This is a genomic window from Pseudoxanthomonas winnipegensis (assembly GCF_004283755.1).
Classification (GTDB): domain Bacteria; phylum Pseudomonadota; class Gammaproteobacteria; order Xanthomonadales; family Xanthomonadaceae; genus Pseudoxanthomonas_A; species Pseudoxanthomonas_A winnipegensis.
Genome location: NZ_SHMH01000011.1, coordinates 34682 through 56248, shown reverse-complemented (window position 1 = coordinate 56248; position 21567 = coordinate 34682). Strand labels below are relative to the sequence as shown.

Below are 21567 nucleotides of genomic sequence, written 5' to 3'. Positions count from 1 at the left end.
GCGCGCCGGCCCGCGCGCGCGGGTGGGGAAGGTCTGACAGGGTGGTCAGCCAAGCGCGCTGGGGCGCTCGCTAAGCTGGCGCACGATTTTTTGCCGTCGAGTTCCCATGCACGCCACCTCGCCCCCGGCCCGCCTGCCGCGCCAGATCCCCTTCATCATCGGCAACGAAGGCTGCGAGCGCTTCAGCTTCTACGGGATGCGCAACATCCTGACCTCCTTCCTGGTCGGCACCCTGCTGCTGCATGCGCCGGAAGCCGATCGCGCGGCGATGGCCAAGGACGTGTTCCACAGCTTCGTGATCGGGGTGTACTTCTTCCCGCTGCTGGGCGGCTGGCTGGCCGACCGCTGTTTCGGCAAGTACAACACCGTGCTGTGGTTCTCGCTGATCTATTGCGCCGGCCACGCGTGCCTGGCGATCTTCGAGCACGACCGGCAGGGCTTCTACACCGGGCTGTTCCTGATCGCGCTGGGCTCGGGCGGGATCAAGCCGCTGGTGGTGTCCTTCGTCGGCGACCAGTTCGACCAGTCCAACAAGCATCTGGCGCGCAAGGTGTTCGACGCCTTCTACTGGATCATCAACTTCGGCTCGTTCTTCGCCTCGCTGCTGACGCCGATCCTGCTGCGCAGCCATGGGCCGGCGGTGGCCTTCGGCGTGCCGGGGGCGCTGATGCTGATCGCTACGCTCGTGTTCTGGCTGGGCCGGCACCGCTACGTGCACGTGCCGCCGGCGGCGTCCGACCCGCACGCCTTCCTCAAGGTGGTGCGCAGCGCGCTGCTGGCCCGCGCGCGGGGGCAGGGCAGGCCCGGGCTGGCCCTGGCGGTGTTGGGTGCGGTGCTGGCCGTGGGCGCGCTGGCGGCCACGCCGGTGCTGGGCTTCGTGGCGGCCGCGTGCCTGGCGCTGGGGCTGGTGATCGCCTTCGGCGGGGCCGGGGCCTCGCTGCAGCTGGAGCGCGCGCGGGGCATTCATCCCGATGCGGCGGTCGATGGCGTGCGCGCGGTGCTGCGCATCCTGATCGTGTTCGCGCTGACCACGCCCTTCTTCTCGCTATTCGACCAGAAGGCCTCGACCTGGGTGCTGCAGGGACAGGCCATGCAGATCCCGCATCACCTGGCGTGGTGGCCGAGCTGGCTGGTCAAGGACGCCGCGCAGATGCAGGCGCTCAATCCGCTGCTGGTGATGCTGCTGATCCCGTTCAATGCGCTGGTGCTGTATCCGCTGCTGCGCCGGATCGGCATCGAGCCCACGCCGCTGCGGCGCATGGGCGCGGGCATCGCCCTGGCCGGCGTGGCCTGGGTGGTGGCTGGACTGCTGCAGCTGGCGCTGGATGGCGGCCACCCGGTGTCGCTGGCCTGGCAGACGCTGCCCTATGCGCTGCTGACCCTGGGCGAGGTGCTGGTCTCGGCCACGGCGCTGGAGTTCGCCTACAGCCAGGCGCCGGTGGCGATGAAGGGCGTGATCATGGCCTTCTGGTACCTGGCCACCACCTTCGGCAGCCTGTGGGTGCTGCTGACCAACGCCGGCGTGCGCAACGCCACCGTGACGGCGCACATCGGCGATACGGGCCTGAGCGAGGCGGCGTTCCTGATGTTCTTCTTCGCCGGGTTCGCCTTCCTGGCGGCGCTGGCCTTCGCCGGCTACGCACGGCGCTATCCGATGCAGGACAATTACCGGGCCGCCTGACCCGCGCGCGCCTTCGTCCCGCTTACAGGAACCGCATGATCACCCTGATCCTCATCGCCATCACCGTGGTCGTCTCGCTGCTGGCCTTGAACAACCGCCGCGTCGCCGACCGCCTGATCCTGTGGCCGCCGGCCATCGACAAGCTCCACCAGTACGACCGGCTGATCACGCATGGCTTCATCCATGCCGACTTCATGCACCTGTTCTTCAACATGCTCACGCTGTTCTTCTTCGGTCGGCAGATCGAGGGCTTCATGGAACAGCAGACCGGCACCTGGTGGGCGTATCCGCTGTTCTATCTGTCGGCGCTGGTGATGGCGATCCTGCCGACCTATCTGAAGCACCAGAAGGACCCCAACTACTTCAGCCTGGGCGCCTCGGGCGCGGTGTCGGCGGTGCTGTTCGCCTTCATCCTGCTGGCGCCGTGGTCGCAGATCCTGGTGTTCGTGATCCCGATGCCGGCCATCCTGTTCGCCGTGCTCTACGTGGTCTACAGCATCTGGATGGACCGCCGCGGTGGCGATCGGGTCAACCACAGCGCGCATCTGGCCGGGGCGGCCTACGGGATCATGTTCATGCTGATCATGGAGCCGCAGGTGCTGCAGCACTTCCTGGCCGAGCTGAGCCGCCCGCGCCTGTAGCCGCCCCGCGCTGGCCGTACAATCGGCGCCCCCTGACAGCTTCGCGGAGAACGACCCAGTGAGCCGAACCCTAGTCCTGCTGCGCCACGGCCAGAGCGAGTGGAACCTGTCCAACCGGTTCACCGGCTGGGTCGACGTGGATCTGACCGAGCAGGGCCGCGCCGAGGCGGCCGCGGCCGGCAAGCTGATGAAGGACGAGGGCCTGAAGTTCGACGTGGCCTACACCTCGGTGCTCAAGCGCGCGATCCATACGCTGCAGGGCGCGCTGAAGGAGATGGACCAGGACTGGCTGCCGGTGCACAAGAGCTGGCGCCTGAACGAGCGTCACTACGGTGCGCTGCAAGGCCTGGACAAGGCCGAGACGGCGGCCAAGCACGGCGAGGAGCAGGTCAAGATCTGGCGCCGCTCCTACGACATCCCGCCGCCGCCGATGGAGGCGGCCGATCCGGGCCATCCGGCGCAGGACCGGCGTTACGCCATGCTCGACCGCAATGCGCTGCCGGCGACCGAGTCGCTGGCCACCACGCTGGAGCGGGTGCTGCCGTACTGGCACGACGCCATCGCGCCGGCGCTCAAGGACGGCAAGACGGTGCTGGTGACCGCGCACGGCAACTCGCTGCGCGCGCTGTACAAGTACCTCAACCATGTGAGCAAGGAAGAAATCCTGGAGCTCAACATCCCCACCGGCATCCCGCTGCTGTTCGAGCTGGACGACCAGCTGCAGGTCAAGTCCTTCCGCTACCTGGGCGACCCGGAGGCGGCCAAGCGCGCCGCCGAGGCGGTGGCCAATCAGAGCAAGGCCAAGTAATAGCGAGCGCGCCGCTGAGGCGGTAACCCGGAGTAAGGCCGATAGTAGCGGTCCAGGGTGGGGCAGGTGGCAGCGGTCCAGGGTGGGGCAGGTGGCAGCGGCGGCGGCTTGGGTTGGCGGCGCGATCGTAAGCCAGTTTCTCCAGCAGGGTCGCTCCGCTCGACGCGGAGCGCGGCGGTTGCGCTTCGTGGCTTCGGAAGGGCAGCGGGCCGGCGGGCGGTGTCCGCTTTTCCCTCGATCAGGGCATCCTGCCCTGACTCGGGCGCTCGGCTTCCTGCCTCGCTAGGCGCGGTCACCGCCCGCCGGCCCGCTGCCGCGCGCGTCGGGTGCAGGTACTTCGGGTTGAAGAAGTCTTGATCTTTCGGGTCGCAGGCCTTGTTTGGCAGGGCTCCCACTTGTAGAGCGGAGCTTGCTCCGCTGCTTTTCGACCGGATCATCGGCAAGCCCCAGCGGAGTCCCCGAGATGGGATTGCCACAAGCTCCACTCTACAAGGATGCTGAGGCTTGATCCGAGAGACAGTTGTCCCACAGAAGCAGGGTTTCACCGAAGGAGGCTCCCGCTGAGGTGCGAGCCTCGGGCCATCCCAAGAATCGGCCAGGGGGCTGGCCGAGGGTCAGCACTCGGCTGGGTCGAGGCGGTTGGGGAAGCCTGTTCAGACTCGTGCTGACCGGCCACGCGCCCCGGAAAAGCACAAAAAAAAAACGGGCAACCCCCGTTGCCCGTTTCCAATGGTGAAACGCGAATCCGGTGGCGCGGCTGATCAGGACCCTGCCAGCGCGCTCTTGCTTTGATCGAACGGAACATCGTCGCTGCCATAGGACGAGAGCAGGCGCTCGTACACGGCATTGTTGAGCCGCTCGAACTCCCAGTCCTGGGTGTTGCCATTCACGGAAAGCTGATACAGGCCTTCGAGCAGGGTGAAATCGCTGGACGACACGCCCGCCACGCCGCCCGCCTCTTCGATCTGACTCATCGCACGTCCCCCTAGCTGATTCGTCGCTTGGTTCGTGGGGACTGCATATGCAGCTTCCGTGCCAAAATTCGACGCCGCGTGGCGGGGCGTCACGGGGCCGCATCCGCCTTCCAGGCGGCGCGAAAGTGACGCGCTGGGTCAGACCCTGCCATGCGCCGGTCTCACGCCGGGCGTGGCAGGCTGTGCGTCCTCTCAGCCAAGGTCAGCGCCCCGTGCCCGACGTCCAACATGATCCCGCCGCCGGTAAGTTCTTCCTGGACAAGGACGGCCAGCAGGCCGAGGTGGAGTATCGCCGCCACGGGGCGCAGATGGTCATCACCCACACCTTCGTACCCGACGCGCTGCGCAACCGCGGCCTGGCCAGCGAGCTGGTGCGCGCGGCGCTGGACCTGGCCAGGAACGAGGGTCTGAAGGTCGTCCCGGTGTGCAGCTACAGCGCGGACTTCCTGCAGCGCCATCCCGAGTACGCCGATCTGCGGGCCTGAAGGCCCGCCCTGCAGGCCCGCGCGCCGCTACACTCCTGCCGTTTTTTGCAAGAAGGAATGACTTCCATGGGTACAGGAAAGACCATCGTCCCCGCACTGCTGGTGGCGGGCCTGCTGGCCGCATGCAGCCCGTCGTCGACACCGCCCCAGGCCAACGCGCCGGCCAACGGAACGACACCCGCCAGCACCGCGCCTGCCGCCTCGCCGCCGCCGGCCCAGGCCGCGCTGGCTGACGTGGCCGAATCCGACCCGCGCTATGTCATCGGCATCAGCTATCCGCCGCAGATCAACCAGTACCCGGGCCTGGCCAAGGCCGTCGGCGATTACGCCGGGGCCGCGCGCCAGGGGCTGATGGAGGCGGTGAAGGACCTCGGCCAGGAGAAGCCGACCGCGCCATACGAGCTGTCGCTGGCCTTCGACATGGTCGCCAACACGCCCGAGGTGGTGGCGGTGTCGGGTAACGGCAGCCGCTATACCGGTGGGGCGCACGGCGAGCCGCTGGTGGCGCGCTTCACCTGGCTGCCGCAGCGGCAGACGCTGCTCACCACCCAATCGCTGCTGACGCAGGGCAAGGGCCTGGAGGCGGTCAGCAGCTATGTGCGCGAACAGCTGCATACCGCCGCCTCGCTGCGCAACGACGATCCCGGCATGTCGCCGGAAGACCGCGCCAGCCTGCTGCAGTCGGCCACCCAGATGATCGACGAGGGCACCGCGCCCAAGCTGGAGAACTTCCGCCTGTTCCAGCCGGTGATGAACGCCGACGGCAAGATCACCGCGCTGCGGTTCGTCTTCCCGCCGTATCAGGTCGGGCCGTACTCGGACGGCACCCAGACCGTGGACGTGCCCGCGCAGGTGCTCGCGCCCTATCTGGCGCCGGAAGACGCCGGGCTGTTCGTCAAGTAAGAGGAGGGCGGGCCCCGCGCTGCGGATCGCCCGCGCCGCTTTGGATCAGGCGGCCGCCTTGCGCGGCTTGCCGTAGAGCGCCCGCAGTTCGTCCTTGGCGCGCTCCAGGATGTCCAGCCGCTGCCGGGGCAGGGTGCTGCCGGCGCGGTTGATGTAGAAGACCAGCATCGACATGGCCGAGCGGAAGGGCGGCGCCTTGCGCCGGGTGCTGGCCTCGGCCGCACGCTTCAGCGCGTGGGCGATGTCCTTCGGGTCGTCCTGCTCGAAAACGCCGGGCTTGAGGTCCAGCGAATGGCTGGTTTCGGTGACGTGCTGTGACCAGCGGGGGTCCTGGTGATGCTCTTCTTCCTGGGATGGGTGGGCGTGTTTCAGCGTCATCATCGTTCTTGCTCCTGTTCGCGCTCAGTCGGGGGATGCCGGGGCGCAGCACGTAGGACGCTATCGATGAGGACCTAAAGAAAACGCGAACTGACTGTTGCGAAAGTCTTTGCGTTGCGTGGGGTTCCGAGGCACCTGTCCCATTTCTTGCTCTGCATCGCATCACAGGCCGGCCTTCCGGGCGTGTTGACCGCCGCCCTGGATGTCCCCATCTTGGGTTCACGCTTCCGTGCGAACGCCATGCCCGCCTTGTCCTTCCATCCCGCCGTCCAGCGCTGGTTCGCCGGGGCGTTCCCGTCGCCGACGGACGCCCAGGTTCAGGCCTGGCCGGCGATCCAGTCCGGCCGGCACACGCTGGTGGCCGCGCCGACCGGGTCGGGCAAGACGCTGACCGCCTTCCTGGCGGCGCTGGATGCGCTGGTGCGCGAGGGCGTGGCGGCCGGCGGCGCGCTGCCGGACGAGACCCGGGTGCTGTACGTCTCGCCGCTCAAGGCGCTGTCCAACGACATCCATCTGAACCTGGAAGCGCCGCTGGCCGGCATCCGCGCCGAACTGCACGCGCTGGCGCTGCCCGATGTGGCCATCCGCACCGCCGTGCGCACCGGCGACACCCCGCAGCGCGAGCGCGCAGCCGCGCGCAAGCTGCCGCCGCACGTGCTGGTGACCACGCCCGAGTCGCTGTACGTGCTGCTGGGCAGCGAATCGGGCCGCGCCTCCCTGCGCCACGTGCGCACCGTCATCGTCGACGAGATCCACGCCGTGGCCGCCAGCAAGCGCGGCAGTCACCTGGCGCTGTCGCTGGAGCGCCTGGCCCACTTGTGCCAGTCCCCACCGGTGCGCGTGGGCCTGTCGGCCACGCAGAAGCCGATCGAGGAAGTCGCACGCTTCCTGGTCGGCAGCCGCCATGTGCACGGCGACACGCCGGACTGCGCCATCGTCGATATCGGCTACACGCGCCAGCGCGATCTGGCGCTGGAACTGCCGCCCACGCCGCTGTCGGTGGTGCTGTCCGGCGACCAGCTGCAGCAGATCCACGAGCGCATTGCCGCGCTGGTGCGGGAGCACCGCACCACGCTGGTGTTCGTCAACACCCGGCGCATGGCCGAGCGCGTGACCCGGCATCTGGGCGAGCTGCTGGGCAAGGACGCGGTGGCCGCGCACCACGGCAGCCTGGCGCGCGAGGCGCGGCTGCTGGCCGAACAACGCCTCAAGGCCGGCCAGCTGCAGGTGCTGGTGGCCACTGCTTCGCTGGAGCTGGGTCTGGATATCGGCGATGTGGACCTGGTCTGCCAGATCGGCTCGCCGCGCTCCATCGCCACCTTCCTGCAGCGCGCCGGGCGCTCCGGCCATGCGGTCGGCGGCACGCCCAAGGCGCGGCTGTTTCCGCAGTCGCGCGATGAGCTGGTCGAATGCGCCGCGCTGCTCGATGCCGTGCAGCGCGGCGAACTGGACGCCCTGCATCTGCTCGAGGCACCGCGCGATGTGCTGGCCCAGCAGATCGTGGCCGAGACCGCCACCCAGGACTGGGACGAGGACGCCTTGTTCGAACTGGTGCGTGGCGCCTGGCCCTATGCGCGGCTGACGCGGGAGGCCTTCGACGCGGTGGTGCGCATGCTCTCCGAGGGCTTCGCCACCCGCAACGGCCAGCGCGCCGGCTACGTTCACCGCGATGCGGTCAACGGCCGCCTGCGCCAGCGCCGCGGCGCGCGCATGACGGCGCTGACCAGCGGCGGCACCATCCCCGAGACCGGCGACTACAGCGTGCTGCTGGAACCGCAGGCGCAGACCATCGGCACGGTCAACGAGGACTTCGCGGTCGAGAGCCTGGCCGGCGACGTGTTCCAGCTGGGCAATACCAGCTATCGCATCCTGCGCGTGGAGCCGGGCCGGGTGCGGGTGGAGGATGCGCGCGGCGCCGCGCCCAATATCCCGTTCTGGCTCGGCGAGGCGCCGGGCCGCACCGACGAACTCTCACAGGCGGTCTCGCGCCTGCGCGCGGAGGTGGGCGAAGCGGCCGAGCAGGGCGGACGCGAGGCCGTGCTCGCGCTGCTGCGCACGCAGCTGCGGCTCGACGCCGAAGCCGCGCGACAAATCGCCGATTACCTGGTCGCCACGGCGACCGCGCTGGGCGCGCTGCCGACCCAGCAGCAGCTGGTGATGGAGCGCTTCTTCGACGGCAGCGGCGGCACCCAGCTGGTGATCCACAGCCCCTACGGCAGCCGGCTCAACCGCGCTTGGGGCCTGGCGCTGCGCAAGCGCTTCTGCCGCACCTTCAACTTCGAGCTGCAGGCCGCGGCGACCGAGGACGCCATCGTGCTGTCCCTGTCCACCAGCCACAGCTTCCCGCTGGAGGAGGTCTGGCACTACCTCAAGTCCGGCAGCGCGCTGGAGGTGCTGGTGCAGGCCCTGCTGGATGCGCCGCTGTTAGGCGTGCGCTGGCGCTGGAACGCGACCAACGCCCTGGCGCTGCCGCGCTTCACCGGCGGCCGCCGGACCGCGCCGCAGCTGCAGCGCATGAAGTCCGAGGATCTGCTGGCCACGGTCTTTCCCGACCAGGTCGCCTGCCTGGAGAACATCGTCGGCGAACGCGAGGTCCCCGACCATCCTCTGGTCGCGCAGACGCTGGAGGATTGCCTGCACGAGGCGATGGACGCGCAAGGCTGGCTGGCGCTGCTGCGGCGCATGGAAAGCGGCCAGGTGCGCCTGCTGGCGCGCGATCTGACCGGCCCCTCGCCGCTGGCGGCCGAGGCGCTCAACGCGCGGCCCTACGCCTTCCTCGACGACGCGCCGCTGGAGGAGCGCCGCACCCAGGCCGTGCAGTCGCGCCGCTACGGCGACCCGGAAACGGCCGATGACCTGGGCCGGCTCGACCCCGAAGCCATCGCCGCCGTGCGCGCGGAGGCCTGGCCGCAGGCGCGCGACGCCGACGAGCTGCATGAGGCGTTGAGCGGCCTGGGCGTGCTGACGCCAGCGGAAATCCAGGCCAACCCCGGCTGGACCGGCTGGTTGCAGCAGCTGACGCAGGCCGGCCGCGCCGCGCGGCTGGTCGATGCGCAGGGGGCGCCGGGGCTGTGGATCGCTGCCGAGCGCCTGGCCCAGTTCGGCCCGCTGTACGCCGGCGCCGTCCCTGAGCCGGCCATCGCCGCGCCGCGCGGCTACGAAGTGGAGGACTGGCAGCCCGAGCCGGCCTTGCGCGAGCTGCTGCGCGCACGTCTGTCCGGATTCGGCCCGCTGCCTGCGGCCGTGATCGCGGCGGACCTGCAGCTGCCGCTGACCCAGGTGCAGGCCGGCCTGCTGGCCCTGCAGTCCGATGGCTTCGTCATCGCCGGCCGCTTCACGCCCGGCGCCGCGCAGGACGAGTGGTGCGAGCGCCACCTGCTGGCGCGCATCCATCGCTACACGCTGGGTCGACTGCGGCGCGAGATCGAGCCCGTCCCGGCGCGCGACTACGCGCGCTTCCTGTTCCGCTGGCAGCATCTGGATGCCGAGTCGCGCGTGGCCGGCCCCGAGGCCCTGGCCGGCGTCCTGGCGCAGCTGGAAGGCTATGAGGCGCAGGCCGCGGTCTGGGAGCACGAACTGCTCACGGCGCGGGTGCGCGACTACACACCTTCGTGGCTGGACGAGCTGTGCAGCGCCGGCCGCACCCTGTGGACGCGCCTGCGTCCGACGCCTGGGGTGCTGTCGTCCGAGACCTCGTCCTCTTTCGGTTCGTCATCCCCGCGAAGGCGGGGATCCAGCGCCTTGCGCGCGAACGCGGGCAAGGCGCAAAGGCCGGCGACCGGCACCAGTCCGTCGCTGCGCGCCACACCCATCCTGCTGCTGCCGCGTCGCACCGCCGCCCACTGGACGCGGCTTGCACCGAGCGGCGAGGGCGAGGCCGCGCTGGGCTCGCGGGCGCAGCGGGTGGCCGACTATCTGGCGATGCATGGCGCCTCGTTCTTCGACGAGATCGCCGAGGGCACGCGGCTGCTGGCCACCGAACTGGAAGACGCCCTGTCCGAACTGGTCGCCCGCGGCCGCGCCCACTGCGACAGCTTCGGCGGCCTGCGCGCGCTGCTGGTGCCGGCCTCCAAGCGCCCGTCCGCGTTGTCGCGCAAGCGCCGGCGCGTGCCGCTGTTCGGCATCCAGGACGCGGGCCGGTGGGCACTGGTGCGCAGCGCGCCGGAGGCCGAAGCCGACGACGCACAGGCCCGCGCCCTGCAGGCCGAGGCCCGCACGTCCTCGGTCGAACACATCGCCCGCGTGTTGCTGCAGCGCTATGGCGTGGTCGCCTGGCGCCTGCTCGAACGCGAGGCCACCTGGCTGCCGCCCTGGCGCGAACTGTCCCGCGTCTACCAGCGCCTGGAAGCGCGCGGCGAGATCCGCGGCGGCCGCTTCATCGAAGGCCTGAGCGGCGAACAGTTCGCCCTGCCCGAAGCGATCGGCCTGCTGCGCGACACCCGCCGCCGCCCGCACGAGGGCACGCTGCTGGCCCTCTCGGCCTGCGACCCCGCCAACCTGCTCGGCACCGTCCTGCCCGGCGAACGCATCCCGCGCGTGCCCGGCAACCGCGTGGTCTACCGCGACGGCGTGCCGATCGCGACCTGGGCCAGCGACCGCTTCGAGGCGCTGGTCGAACTGGACGCCGATGCGCGCGCTGCGCTGGCGCTGATGACCGGCACGGGTTCTGCGATTCAAAGCGGGAGGTCTGGAGCAGCAGAAGGAGAGGTCGGATCGATTCTCTCGCTGCTCGACAAGCGAACCTGACCTCGCCTGTAGCGCCCACATCCCTGGCCTGAAACCGAGCCGCACAGCGACGGTGGTTAGAGTGGCTATGCGGCGCTCGGACTGGCCTCATCCAGATGCAACAACGGGAATGGTAACCCTTGGGCATCCAAGGGGGAGCGGCCAGAGACGACAAACCCATTGGAGAGGTAAAACGCGACCGCGTGCGGATTCTGCTCGTTGACGTCTACCTTTAGGGCGCCTTTCAGCTTTCTCGCATGCTCAAGCATGACCTTTCCACCGCCGCGCCGAAAGCTGGTAGGAGCAATGAACAATGCCTCCACTTTGTTGTCGTCCAACCCCATGAAGCCGATCGGCGATGACGCCTCGTCGCACAGGATCCAGACTTCAAGCCCCGGCAAGGCATGATCGCGCACGAGGGGAAGCAGCGATTGGATGTCTTGCTCCGACAGGAAATCGTGCGACGCGCGCACCGATTGCTCCCAGATGCCAAGGAGCGATGGATGGTCTTCTGGCTGCGCTTTACGGATGTTCATTTGGTAATGCTCTTTATATGGCGGCGTCTGCCGCGCCCAGCGTCGTATGGTAGATGGATACCAATGTCCGCAGAGCTTCCGTGGGAAGGAATCGGATTCAGGCGCAAAGTTCCTGTGCGGGAGCCTCAGGGTTCCTGATCATCCCACTGCACCGGAACGTACTTGATCTCATGGTCGTTGTAAGCGGCCACGACGGCACGGCCACGCCCGCCACCCCACTGGATGGATTGCGTCGCGTACTTGTAGCCAGGCGCCAGCTGCTGTCGTGCCCGCGCAACGGCCCTGCCGGCAGCTGCGCCATGAAGTGCCAGATGGAGTAAGACCGCCATCAGGATGGCGAGCGCCAGGCCCACACCGAAAGTGAAGGAACGCGAGGCCACCTGGCTGCAGCCCTGGCGCGATTGACTGGTACCAGTTCAGCGATTCAAAGTGGGAGAAGCGGAGTGCCGGTCGCCCACGCTATCTCGCTTCTTTAAGCTGCTTAAGGAATGAACTTGGCTCCGTTACCGCATGCATGAACTTTTAGGCGCACCTTCGGGCAGGTTAGAGGCCCATCATGCCGATGAAGTCGAGCGCCACGTTTGATGGCTTGCCTTGGCCGCGATTTATAACTCCTTTTACGAGAATAGAATTGGTTAAGGAGATAATGCTGCCTGGCTTGCCGCTAACCTTCCTTTCATTAAGAAGGTTCGGATTTTTTGCTCTCGCGATCCAGATTAGCAAAGTTTCAAGGCCATCTATGCCTTTTATTGATGCATTGCCTATTGGGCACAAGAACGTAATGGATGGTGATCCTCTTCGTCCGAACATCGCGGCGGCGTACTTGCGCAGCTTGTCTTTTTCCATTGATTCGATTCCCAACGGCTGCTTTTTTGCAAGCCCAACATACCAAGGGACTGGGTTGCCTCCGCCACCCAGTAGAGAAAATACATAGACACCGCAATAGCCGCTATCTATAGATTTTTTTACTTGCGTAATACTTGAAGGGCTAAGTGTCCGGATAAGGCCATGTGTGCCAGGTACATCTGTCGTAGTTAGATCAATTCTCTTGCTGACTTCAAAGACGGCACTCATCTGGACTCCGCGAACGAGTGATGTTGGATAGCGACCAACGCCTGAGTGGAGCTGACCTGCAAAGCGGACTCAGTAACGCGGTCAGGTTCATTTTTCAGGTGTCGCGAGGGGCTAGCGTGATTGATGGTCTGGCTCTGATTCGGCGAGGCGCTGGGTGTCGGTCGGGCTGGCACAGCTGGGGATAGTAATAATGAACCCGGCCCAATTACAAAATGCGCGCGGTTGAGGCGACTTATACATATATGGAGTGAGAGAGTCATCAAAAATACTCTTTCGTAGTGATTGAGATAACCCCCAAAGGGCATTGCGCAGGTGGTTGAACTCCCCGCACGCATCAGCGTCCAGCTGAAGCGCAAGCACCGCGCAAACTTTTAAGTCAACCAGCGCCGCGAAGCGGTGTCGGCTTGAATGAACTAGTAGGTGCGCGGTCGCGCATCTACATGAGCCAGCTGAAATCAGAATTTATGTGGGTTCCAGCCGTTTCAAGTGTGGCTCTTTCACCATGGACAATGAGCGTGAACGGCCCTACACGAGGATCGCTGCCTTTGTAGTCAAGAACTAGTCTCTTGCTGCGTACGTCGAAAATTTTCACCAGAAAATTGTCGCGCAGAACAACGCCCTTCGAGTCTCCTGGCTTGTGGAAAGTGATGCTTGCTACAACTGGCTGATCGGCGTGTCCAATCTCAAGGTCCAACCAATAGCCTCGACCCTCGAACGACAAGGATGAAGTCGCACGCCCTGTCGCGCAGATCGCCATAAGAGCAACGAAGAGGACTAAGTGTGCGAGCAACTTCATGCGAGCACCCGGGTCTAAGTTAAGTCGCGCCGCGAAGCGACGTCAGGACGGAATGATCAGGTCCTGCCGACAGTACGAGGAGGGCCGAGGCTGACACGCAGGCAGCTTCGGGGTCTCCAAAGGCTCAGCGCGCTCCCAGCGTGCCCTCGGTCGTGGCGCGTTCGGTGCGGCGTCGATCCAGGGCGCGAAATAGAACCAGCCCGATGGCCGCGTAACCCATGTCACGCACTGCCTCGCCAATGGCCGACCCGACGCGGTAGCCCATGGTGAATGCATCATCGGCGAAGTGTGTGGCCGGTGCGCCGAGCGAATGGATCAAAAGGGCAGCCACAAACACAGCCAGCAGGATCAACGGTTCGCGCTTCATGATTCCAACTCCTTGGAAAAGACCCCGGCACGACGCCGGGGCCGACGACGCCAATCTACCTCAGTTTGCGGGCTCGGTGCAGCATCACCCCGCCGGCGCCAGCGCCGCCATCAATCCCTTGGCCGCATTGAACCGGTCGGCCGGCTCAGGCAGGGGCAGCTTGATCTTCAGCTTGTCCGGGCCGTCCATGGCGTAGATGCGGGGCTGTTTCTGGATCAGCTGGATGACGGTCATCGGGTCGATCTTGGGTTTGGCCTCGAACACGATGCGCCCGCCGGTTTCGCCCAGTTCCAGCTTGCGGATGCCCAGCGCGTCGGCGCTGAGCTTGAGTTCGGCGGTGGCGAACAGGTGCTTGACCGGGTCGGGCAGCAGGCCGAAGCGGTCGATCATCTCGACCTGCAGCTCGCGCAGTTCGTCCACGTCGCGGGCGCTGGAGATGCGCTTGTACAGGGTCAGGCGGGTGTGCACGTCGGGCAGGTAGTCCTCGGGGATCAGCGCCGGCACGTGCAGGCCGATCTCGGCGCCGCGGGCCTCTTCGCCCACGTCCACGTCGGGCAGGTGGCCGCGGCGGATCGAGCGCACGGCGCGGTCCAGCAGTTCGGTGTACAGGCTGAAGCCGATCTCGGCCATCTGGCCGCTCTGGTCCTCGCCCAGCAGTTCGCCGGCGCCGCGGATCTCCAGGTCGTGGGTGGAGAGCATGAAGCCGGCGCCCAGTTCGTCCATCGAGGAGATCGCTTCCAGCCGGCGCCGCGCGTCGTCGGTCAGCGAGCGGGTTTCCGGCGCCACCAGATAGGCGTAGGAGCGGTGATGCGAGCGGCCGACGCGGCCGCGCAGCTGGTGCAGCTGGGCCAGGCCGAAGCGGTCGGCGCGGTTGATGATGATGGTGTTGGCGTTGGGGATGTCGATGCCCGACTCGATGATGGTCGAGCACAGCAGCACGTTGAAGCGCTGCTTCTGGAAGCCCAGCATCACCTGTTCCAGCTCGCGCTCGGGCATCTGGCCGTGGGCCACGCCGATGCGCGCCTCGGGCACCAGCGCCTGCAGGTCGCGCTGCATGCGGCCGATGCTCTCCACGTCGTTGTGCAGGAAGTACACCTGGCCGCCGCGGGCGAGCTCGCGCTGGAAGGCCTCGCGCAGCAGCGCTTCGTCCCAGACGGTGACGAAGGTCTGCACCGCCATGCGGTTGGCCGGCGGGGTGGCGATGATCGACAGGTCGCGCAGGCCGGCCATGGCCATGTTGAGCGTGCGCGGGATCGGCGTGGCGGTCAGGGTGAGCAGGTGCACGTTGGCGCGCATGGCCTTGAGCGCCTCCTTCTGGCGCACGCCGAAGCGCTGCTCCTCATCGACGATCACTAGCCCCAGGTCCTTGAACTTGACGTCGGCCTGCAGCAGGCGATGGGTGCCGACGATCACGTCCAGCTGGCCCTCGGCCACCTTGGCCAGTTCGGCCTTGATCTCCTTGGTCGACTTGAAGCGCGAAAGCACCTCCACGCGCAGCGGCCAGTCGGCGAAGCGATCGCGGAAGTTGCGGTAGTGCTGCTCGGCCAGCAACGTGGTCGGCACCAGCACGGCCACCTGCTTGCCGGCGCTGGCCGCGGCGAAGGCCGCGCGCACGGCGACCTCGGTCTTGCCGAAGCCCACGTCGCCGCAGACCACGCGGTCCATCGGCTGGCTGCTGGCCAGATCGCGCAGCACCGCCTCGATGGCCGCGTGCTGGTCCGGCGTCTCCTCGAAGGGGAAGGTCGCGGCGAACGGCTCGTACATGGACCGGTCCACGTCCAGCGCCAGGCCGGCGCGGGCCTGGCGGCGGGCCTGGATCTCCAGCAGTTCGGCGGCCACGTCGCGCACCTTCTCCGCGGCGCGGCGCTTGGCCTTGGTCCAGGCCTCGCCACCGAGCGAATGCAGCGGCGCGGTCTCCACCGAGGCGCCGGAGTAGCGGCTGATCAGGTGCAGCTGGGCCACCGGCACGTACAGGCGGTCGCCCTTGGCGTATTCGATCTCCACGTATTCGGCCGGCATGCCGCCGGCCTCCAGCGTGACCAGGCCGCGGTAGCGGCCCACGCCGTGGTCCTCGTGCACGATCGGCGCGCCCTCGGACAGCTCGCCCAGGTCGCGGATGATCGCCTCGGGTTCCTTGCCGCTGCGGCGCCGGCGATGCGGCTGGTTGGCGCGCTCGGGGAACAGCTGGCGCTCGGTCAGCACCGCGATGCGCGGGGCCTCCAGGGCGAAGCCGTCTTCCAGCGGCGACACGGCGATGGCGAACTTCAGCGGCGCGGCCTCGCCGTCGCTGGCAGCGCGTCCGCCGAGGAAGGCGGTGAAGTCGGGCACTACCTGCGGCTTCAGCCCGGCCGACTGCATCACCTCCAGCAGCGCCTCGCGGCGGCCGGCCGAGTCGGCCGCCACCAGCACGCCGCCGGGGTAGCCTTCGATGAACTGGCGCAGCGCGTGACCGGCGGGGGCGTCGCGCGGGGCCAGGGGCAGCGGCGGCAGTGTGACGTCGCCCAGCGGCGCGGCGTCCTCCACGCGCGGATGGTTCGGGCCGCACAGCTCCACGCGCGGGCGCTGGTTGAGCAGCTCGCGCAGCGGGTTGGGCGCCAGGTACAGCTCCTCGGGCGGCAGCACCGGGTGCTCGACATCGTGCCGGCGCTGTTCGTAGCGCGACTGCGCCTGCAACCAGAACGCGTCGGCGTTGGCCAGCGCGGCATCGGCCAGCACCGGCAGCGCCTTGTCGCCCACGTAGTCGAACAGGGTGGCGGTCTGCTCGTAGAACAGCGGCAGGTAGTACTCGATGCCGGCCGGCGCCAGGCCGGACTTGAGGTCCTGGTAGAGGCTGCTGCGGCGCGTGTCCACGTCGAAGCGCTCGCGCAGGGCGTTCATCGCCTTCTCCACGCTGCGCGGGTCCAGCGGTACCTCGCGCCCGGGCAGGATGCGGATCGCCTCGGTCTTCTCCAGCGAGCGCTGGGTCTCCGGGTCGAAGGCGCGGATGGTGTCGATGCTCTCGTCGAACAGCTCGATGCGCAGCGGCGCCTTGGCGCCCATCGGATAGACGTCCAGCAGGCCGCCGCGCACGGCGAAGTCGCCCGGGTCCTGCACCTGCGGCACGTTGCGGTAGCTGGCCGCTTCCAGCCGGCGCTTCTCGGTGTCGAAGTCCAGCTTCTCGCCGACCCTGTAGTCGAAGCTGCTGCCGGACATGCGCGCCACCGGCGCCAGGCGCTGCATCAGGGTCTGCACCGGCACCACGACGATGCCGCGCCCCAGGGTGGGCAGGCGGTTCAGCGCGGCCAGGCGCTGGGAAACGATGTCCGGATGCGGGCTGAAGCGGTCGTAGGGCAGGGTTTCCCAGTCCGGGAACGGCAGCACCGGCAGCGCGGCGTCGGGGCCAAGCAGGGTGTGCAGGTCCGATTCGATCTGGTGCGCGGCGTGGTTGTCCGCGGCGATGGCCAGCAGCGGGCCATCGTGGGCGCGCGCGGCCTGGATCAGGTACCAGGCCAGGGCGGTCGGGGAGGCGGGGGCGCGCCACCAGGCGCGCGCGTGGCCGGCGCGAGGCAGCGGCGGGGAGGGGACGGGCTTACTCATCAGCCCACCATTTTAACGTGGCCGGCAAGCCCGGCCGCGTGAGGCGGCCGGTACGCTCGGAGCGCTCGGCGGGGCGAGGCGCTTCAGGCCGGGCTGGTGGTCTCGGCGGGCAGGCGCCCGTCGGCGGTGTCCAGGTCCAGCACCACGCGCACCAGCCCCTGGGCCGGGCGCTCGGGCAGGACGCGGAAGCCGAGCGAGCGCACCAGCTGCAGCATGGGCTGGTTGTCGTGCTGCACATCGCCGAGCAGCTGCCGCAGATTGCGGCCGCGCGCCCATTTGACCAGCCTGCGCATCAGGTGACGGCCCACGCCCTGGCCGGCGATGAAGCGGCTGACCAGCACGGCGTACTCGGCCTGCTGGCCGTCGGGCAGCACCCGGGCCCTGGCCACGGCGCCGACCAGGGCCTCGCCGGGAGGCAAGGGCTCGGCCGCCACCAGGGCGAATTCGGTTCTTGGGTCCGGGCTGCACAGGCGCGCGGCCTGGTCCGCCGGAAGTTCGGCCATGGTCGTGAGAAAGCGCTGGCGGATCTCGATCGGTTCCAGCAGCTCGAATGCACCACGGATCGGCGCCGCATCCTCTTGCCGGATGGGGCGGATCAGCAGTTCGCGGCCGTCACGCAACCGGAAGTTCTCATGCCACGGCGGCAGTCGCTTTTGCCCGCTCATGGAAGCGATGCTGGCACGGGCCGGGTGAAGTCCGGATTGACATGGGTGATGACGAAGCGGACAGGGTGGGGCACATGGAAAGCGGGGGCTGTGCGTGTCGGTGACATGGCTTGGACACGGGGTGGTCGCCTGGCTGAAACCCGGGTGCCGGTGAGACCCAGGGCGTTGGGCGGTTCGCGCGAACGTCCATGGGTTCCCGCGTTCGCGGGAACGACGAGGGTGGGGTTCGAAGCTCGATGACCGGGGTGAGCTTCCGAGCTTGATGGTCATGGTGAGCTTTCAGGCTTGATGGGCGTGGCCAGGCAAGCTTGATGACCGTTGCGCGACGCGACCGGCGCTGACACGGCATGGACACAGCTTCGCCACTGCCGTCATCTGCCGTGGCCACGACAACGACGGCAGCGAAAACCTCGGCCGTCATTCCCGCGAAGGCGGGAATACAGCGTCTTGCGCTTTGCCGCGTGAAAGTCCCTGGATTCCCGCGTTCGCGGGAATGACGAAGGTTGGGATCAAAGGTCTCGGACGAGCGCTGTCGGACGCCTGGCTTGCCGGTCGCCGTCAGACCCCCAGCTTGGTCCGAGGCCTCTGCTCATCATTCCCGCGAACGCGGGAATCCATGGACGTCCAAGCGTCGCATCAACCGGGTTCGCCTATCCGCGCGCCGCTGAACCTGCCGCACCGACATGGCACCCACACCCGACTGTCATCTGCCCGTCGTATTGCTGCAGCGCAGCGCCGATATCGTCGCTGGCCCTTGCATCTGCCTCATTTCCCCATGACATCACGCCTCGCGCTCGCCTCGCGGCTGCCGGTGGTCCTGACCGTGCTGGCCGCGCCGCTGCACGCCCAGACCACCGACGGCGCCGCTGCCACCGATCCTTCCAAGCCCGCCGAGCTGTCGCAGATCGTGGTGTACGGCGATGGCGCCGTGCGCGCCGAGCAGACCGTCTCGGCCCAGGCCATCGACCTGCTGGCGCCCGGCAGCTCGCCGCTGAAGGCCATCGCCCGGCTGCCGGGCGTGGCGCTGCAGTCCTCCGATCCGTTCGGCACCTACGAGCTGGGCACGCGCCTGTCGGTGCGCGGCTTCAACCAGAGCCAGATGGGCTATACGCTGGACGGCGTGCCGCTGGGCGACATGTTCTACAACACCTGGAACGGCCTGCACATCAGCCGCGCCATCGCCGCCGAGAACATCGACCGGGTGGTGTTCGCCCAGGGCGCGGGCGGGCTGGGCGTGGCCTCGACCAGCAACCTGGGCGGCAGCCTGCAGTTCTATTCGCGGCCGCTGGAGGACAAGGCCGGCGGCGAGGTGGCCGCGACGTACGGCAGCGATGCGACCACGCACGTCTTCGCCCGCGCCGAGACCGGCCAGCTGTCCACCGGCACCCGCCTGTCCATCTCCGGCGTCTACCACGACGCGGACAAGTGGAAGGGCAGCGGCACCCAGCCCGACCGCAAGCTCAACACCAAGTGGGAGCAGGAGATCGGCCGCGCCACGCTGACCACCTGGGTCAACTATTCGCTGCACCGCGAGCGCAACTACGCCGACCTCTCGCCGGCCACGCTGCGCACCATCGGCTACGACCTGGACTTCCTGGCGCCGGATTACGCCACGGCGATCCTGCTCTCGCAGGTCGATGCCAATCGCAAGGCCGCCGCGGCGCGCAAGCCGCTGCCGTTCCCGTCGGCCGGCACGCAGTTCCCGGCGCCGTACAAGACCGTCAACGACACCTACTACGACAGCGGCGGCATCCGCCGCGACTGGCTGGGCGCTAGCACGCTGGAAGTGCCGGTGGGCGACTGGCTCAGCCTGAAGGGCACCTACTACCGCCACACCGACAAGGGCTCGGGCGGCATCTATACGCCGGCGGTGTTCAGCCCCGACGGCTTCCCGCTGTCGGTGCGCACCACCGAATACGGCGTGGACCGCGATGGCGCGCTGCTGGAGGCCACCGCCACGCTGGGCGCGCACAGCCTGCAGGCGACCTACTGGTACGAGGACAACCGCGGTTCGACCGATCGCAACTACTACGCGGCCAGTCTGAGCCACCGCCCGGACGTGACCGACTTCCTGTCCAATCCGTTCCGCAGCGACTTCCTCACCGACCTCACCACCATCACCAACCAGGTCTCGCTGAGCGATCGCTGGTCGGTCAACGATCGGCTGACCATCGACGCCGGCTTCAAGGGCGCCAAGGTGCGCAACGGCATCGTCACCCGCGCCGGCACGCCGTTCATCAACGGCCATATCGAGGCCAAGGACTGGTTCCAGCCGCAGGTGGGTGCTGCCTGGCGCGTGGGCGGCAGCGAGTTCTTCGCCAACTATGCCGAGAACATGCGCGCCTTCCAGAGCTCGTTCCGCGGGCCGTTCGGCACCACCCAGGCCGGGTTCGAGGCGATCCGCGGCACGCTCAAGCCGGAGACCTCGCGCACGGTGGAAGGCGGCTGGCGCTTCGATGCCGATGCGCTGCGCGGCTCGCTGACGCTGTACCACGTCAAGTTCGAGAACCGCCTGCTGGCGGCCTTCAGCTCGGCCAACATCCTGGGCAATCCCAGCGTGTTGCAGAACGTGGGCAGCGTGACCAGCCAGGGCGTGGAGGCCGGCCTGACCTGGCGCATCGACCCGGCGCTGTCGCTGATCGGCTCCTATTCCTACAACGACAGCCAGTACGACGACGACACCGTCAACGGCACCACCACGGTGCCCACGCGCGGCGTGCGGCCGGTCGATACGCCGGAGCAGCTGGCCAAGCTGGAGCTCAACTACGACGACGGCACGCTGTTCGGCAACCTGTCCGGCGCCTACACCTCCAAGCGCAACGTGACCTACACCGGCGATGTCACCACGCCGGGCTACACCCTGGTCGATGCGACGCTGGGCTACCGCCTCGCAGGCGGGATCTGGGACAACAGCGAGATCCAGCTCAATGCCACCAACCTGCTGGACAAGCGCTACATCGCCGCGCTGGGCTCGGGGCAGTTCTTCAACACCGCCGCCTCGCTCAACAACACCATGCAGGCCGGCGCGCCGCGGCAGGTGTTCGTGACCCTGCGCAAGAAGTTCTAGGCTTCAGTCCGGCTGTCGCAGCCATTCCAGCCGGGTGGTCGCGCCGGCTTCGCCCAGGGCCTGCTGCAGCTGCGGCAGGCCCTGGGCGATGGCCTGCTCGAACTGCCAGGGGGCGTTGATCATCAGCATGCCGCTGCCGGCCAGGCGCAGCGGCGAATCGTCGGCGCGCACCTGCAGCTCGGCCAGCCAGACCGAACGCGCCGGCAGCGCCGCGGCCTTGCGCAGGAAGGGCTGTAGCGTGCGCCGCTGCTTGATCGGGTACCAGACCGCGAAGCTGGCGCCGGGCCAGCGGGTCAGGCCCTCGCGCACGGCGGCGATGATCTGCGGGTACTCGGCGTCCTGCGCTTCGTAGGGAGGGTCGATCAGCACCAGGCCGCGGCCGTACTTGACCTGGCCGATGCGCGGCGGCAGCAGGGCCTTGATCGCGCCGTAGCCGTCGCGCGCATGCACCGCCACGCGCGCGTCGCGGTGGAACAGCTCGCGCAGGGCCTGGGCCTCCTCGGGCTGCAGTTCGCAGGCGGCCAGGCGGTCGCCCTCGCGCAGGTGCTGGGCCACCAGCAGCGGCGAGCCGGGGTAGGCCACCAGCGCGCCGACCGGGTTGTGCGCCTGGACCGCGCGCAGATAGGCCTCGATGCTGGGGTGCAGCTGCGGCTGGCCGAACAGCTTGAACACCCCGTGCTCGGCCTCGGAGGTCTTGCGCGCCTCCGGCGAGGCCAACAGGTAGTGGCCGCGTCCGGCGTGGGTGTCGAGCACGAAGTAGGGGCTGTCCTTGCGGTTCAGCGCCTCCAGCAGGTTGACCAGCACCATGTGCTTGAGCACGTCGGCATGGTTGCCGGCGTGGAAGGCGTGTCGATAGTTCATGCGCGCAAGGATAGAGCGCGCGGCAGGGCG

17 protein-coding genes are annotated in these 21567 nt (G+C 68.1%); 7 read left to right on the top strand and 10 right to left on the bottom strand.

The features are described from left to right. The first annotated feature begins 106 nt into the window (after positions 1 to 106). The 3 genes from EAT51_RS18585 to gpmA are packed head-to-tail and all read left to right on the top strand — an operon-like array spanning position 107 to position 3130. The gene (locus tag EAT51_RS18585) at positions 107 to 1681 is read left to right on the top strand and encodes a POT-type proton-dependent oligopeptide transporter (RefSeq protein WP_130518550.1); all 1575 of its coding nucleotides are present in this window, start codon (positions 107 to 109) and stop codon (positions 1679 to 1681) included. Between the two features lie 35 nt (positions 1682 to 1716). Then, positions 1717 to 2322, top strand: coding sequence for a rhomboid family intramembrane serine protease (locus tag EAT51_RS18580; protein ID WP_130518548.1), 606 nt, complete (start codon positions 1717 to 1719; stop codon positions 2320 to 2322). A gap of 58 nt (positions 2323 to 2380) precedes the next feature. Then, positions 2381 to 3130, top strand: a complete 750-nt coding sequence (gpmA, locus tag EAT51_RS18575) for a 2,3-diphosphoglycerate-dependent phosphoglycerate mutase (protein ID WP_130561894.1) — start codon at positions 2381 to 2383, stop codon at positions 3128 to 3130. A 761-nt stretch (positions 3131 to 3891) separates the two neighbouring features. Here gpmA and EAT51_RS18570 read toward each other — a convergent pair. Continuing rightward, positions 3892 to 4104 (bottom strand): hypothetical protein, encoded by a 213-nt coding sequence (locus tag EAT51_RS18570; RefSeq protein ID WP_130518544.1) that lies wholly within the window; start codon positions 4102 to 4104, stop codon positions 3892 to 3894. A gap of 212 nt (positions 4105 to 4316) precedes the next feature. Here EAT51_RS18570 and EAT51_RS20690 point away from each other — a divergent pair, with 212 nt between their 5' ends. Next, complete coding sequence (locus EAT51_RS20690) at positions 4317 to 4589, top strand: GNAT family N-acetyltransferase (RefSeq protein ID WP_228257996.1); 273 nt, start codon at positions 4317 to 4319, stop codon at positions 4587 to 4589. 66 nt (positions 4590 to 4655) lie between these two features. Beyond that, a complete protein-coding gene (locus tag EAT51_RS18560) occupies positions 4656 to 5492 on the top strand; it encodes a DUF3298 and DUF4163 domain-containing protein (RefSeq protein WP_228257995.1) in 837 nt (278 codons plus the stop codon). Between the two features lie 45 nt (positions 5493 to 5537). On the opposite strand, the gene EAT51_RS18555 is transcribed toward EAT51_RS18560, so the two are convergent. After that, positions 5538 to 5873, bottom strand: a complete 336-nt coding sequence (locus tag EAT51_RS18555) for a DUF3175 domain-containing protein (RefSeq protein ID WP_130518538.1) — start codon at positions 5871 to 5873, stop codon at positions 5538 to 5540. A gap of 237 nt (positions 5874 to 6110) precedes the next feature. On the opposite strand from EAT51_RS18555, the gene EAT51_RS18550 reads away from it, so the two are divergent. Continuing rightward, complete coding sequence (locus EAT51_RS18550; protein ID WP_130518536.1) at positions 6111 to 10616, top strand: DEAD/DEAH box helicase; 4506 nt, start codon at positions 6111 to 6113, stop codon at positions 10614 to 10616. A 65-nt stretch (positions 10617 to 10681) separates the two neighbouring features. Here EAT51_RS18550 and EAT51_RS18545 read toward each other — a convergent pair whose 3' ends face one another. From EAT51_RS18545 to EAT51_RS18515, 7 genes are all read right to left on the bottom strand, one after another. Beyond that, a complete protein-coding gene (locus tag EAT51_RS18545; protein ID WP_130518534.1) occupies positions 10682 to 11131 on the bottom strand; it encodes a GNAT family N-acetyltransferase in 450 nt (149 codons plus the stop codon). Positions 11132 to 11256: 125 nt separating this feature from the next. Further along, a complete protein-coding gene (locus tag EAT51_RS18540; protein WP_205965180.1) occupies positions 11257 to 11484 on the bottom strand; it encodes a hypothetical protein in 228 nt (75 codons plus the stop codon). Between the two features lie 190 nt (positions 11485 to 11674). Next, positions 11675 to 12205: a hypothetical protein gene (locus EAT51_RS18535; protein WP_130518530.1), complete on the bottom strand. Its 531-nt coding sequence runs from the start codon at positions 12203 to 12205 to the stop codon at positions 11675 to 11677. A 436-nt stretch (positions 12206 to 12641) separates the two neighbouring features. After that, positions 12642 to 13001: a hypothetical protein gene (locus EAT51_RS18530; RefSeq protein ID WP_228257994.1), complete on the bottom strand. Its 360-nt coding sequence runs from the start codon at positions 12999 to 13001 to the stop codon at positions 12642 to 12644. 124 nt (positions 13002 to 13125) lie between these two features. Beyond that, entirely contained in the window at positions 13126 to 13368 is a 243-nt protein-coding gene (locus EAT51_RS18525; protein WP_130518528.1) for a hypothetical protein, read from the bottom strand. A gap of 84 nt (positions 13369 to 13452) precedes the next feature. Beyond that, complete coding sequence (gene mfd / locus EAT51_RS18520) at positions 13453 to 16944, bottom strand: transcription-repair coupling factor (RefSeq protein ID WP_130518526.1); 3492 nt, start codon at positions 16942 to 16944, stop codon at positions 13453 to 13455. An 83-nt stretch (positions 16945 to 17027) separates the two neighbouring features. Beyond that, positions 17028 to 17609 carry a GNAT family N-acetyltransferase gene (locus EAT51_RS18515; protein ID WP_130518524.1) on the bottom strand — a complete coding sequence of 194 codons (582 nt, stop codon included), beginning with the start codon at positions 17607 to 17609 and terminating at the stop codon, positions 17028 to 17030. 775 nt (positions 17610 to 18384) lie between these two features. Between EAT51_RS18515 and EAT51_RS18510 the strand changes: the two genes are divergently transcribed. Next, positions 18385 to 20676, top strand: a complete 2292-nt coding sequence (locus EAT51_RS18510; protein WP_165422724.1) for a TonB-dependent receptor — start codon at positions 18385 to 18387, stop codon at positions 20674 to 20676. Between the two features lie 3 nt (positions 20677 to 20679). Here EAT51_RS18510 and EAT51_RS18505 read toward each other — a convergent pair whose 3' ends face one another. Then, entirely contained in the window at positions 20680 to 21537 is an 858-nt protein-coding gene (locus EAT51_RS18505; RefSeq protein WP_130561891.1) for a 23S rRNA (adenine(2030)-N(6))-methyltransferase RlmJ, read from the bottom strand. Between the last annotated feature and the right edge of the window lie 30 nt (positions 21538 to 21567).

Excerpts from the sequence above, each read along its gene's own strand:
- EAT51_RS18585 (WP_130518550.1), top strand. The coding sequence starts at position 107 with ATGCACGCCACCTCGCCCCCGGCCCGCCTGCCGCGCCAGATCCCCTTC.
- EAT51_RS18580 (WP_130518548.1), top strand. The coding sequence starts at position 1,717 with ATGATCACCCTGATCCTCATCGCCATCACCGTGGTCGTCTCGCTGCTG.
- EAT51_RS18570 (WP_130518544.1), bottom strand. The coding sequence starts at position 4,104 with ATGAGTCAGATCGAAGAGGCGGGCGGCGTGGCGGGCGTGTCGTCCAGC.
- EAT51_RS18560 (WP_228257995.1), top strand. The coding sequence starts at position 4,656 with ATGGGTACAGGAAAGACCATCGTCCCCGCACTGCTGGTGGCGGGCCTG.
- EAT51_RS18555 (WP_130518538.1), bottom strand. The coding sequence starts at position 5,873 with ATGATGACGCTGAAACACGCCCACCCATCCCAGGAAGAAGAGCATCAC.
- EAT51_RS18550 (WP_130518536.1), top strand. The coding sequence starts at position 6,111 with ATGCCCGCCTTGTCCTTCCATCCCGCCGTCCAGCGCTGGTTCGCCGGG.
- EAT51_RS18545 (WP_130518534.1), bottom strand. The coding sequence starts at position 11,131 with ATGAACATCCGTAAAGCGCAGCCAGAAGACCATCCATCGCTCCTTGGC.
- EAT51_RS18535 (WP_130518530.1), bottom strand. The coding sequence starts at position 12,205 with ATGAGTGCCGTCTTTGAAGTCAGCAAGAGAATTGATCTAACTACGACA.
- EAT51_RS18530 (WP_228257994.1), bottom strand. The coding sequence starts at position 13,001 with ATGAAGTTGCTCGCACACTTAGTCCTCTTCGTTGCTCTTATGGCGATC.
- EAT51_RS18525 (WP_130518528.1), bottom strand. The coding sequence starts at position 13,368 with ATGAAGCGCGAACCGTTGATCCTGCTGGCTGTGTTTGTGGCTGCCCTT.
- mfd (WP_130518526.1), bottom strand. The coding sequence starts at position 16,944 with ATGAGTAAGCCCGTCCCCTCCCCGCCGCTGCCTCGCGCCGGCCACGCG.
- EAT51_RS18515 (WP_130518524.1), bottom strand. The coding sequence starts at position 17,609 with ATGAGCGGGCAAAAGCGACTGCCGCCGTGGCATGAGAACTTCCGGTTG.
- EAT51_RS18510 (WP_165422724.1), top strand. The coding sequence starts at position 18,385 with ATGACATCACGCCTCGCGCTCGCCTCGCGGCTGCCGGTGGTCCTGACC.
- EAT51_RS18505 (WP_130561891.1), bottom strand. The coding sequence starts at position 21,537 with ATGAACTATCGACACGCCTTCCACGCCGGCAACCATGCCGACGTGCTC.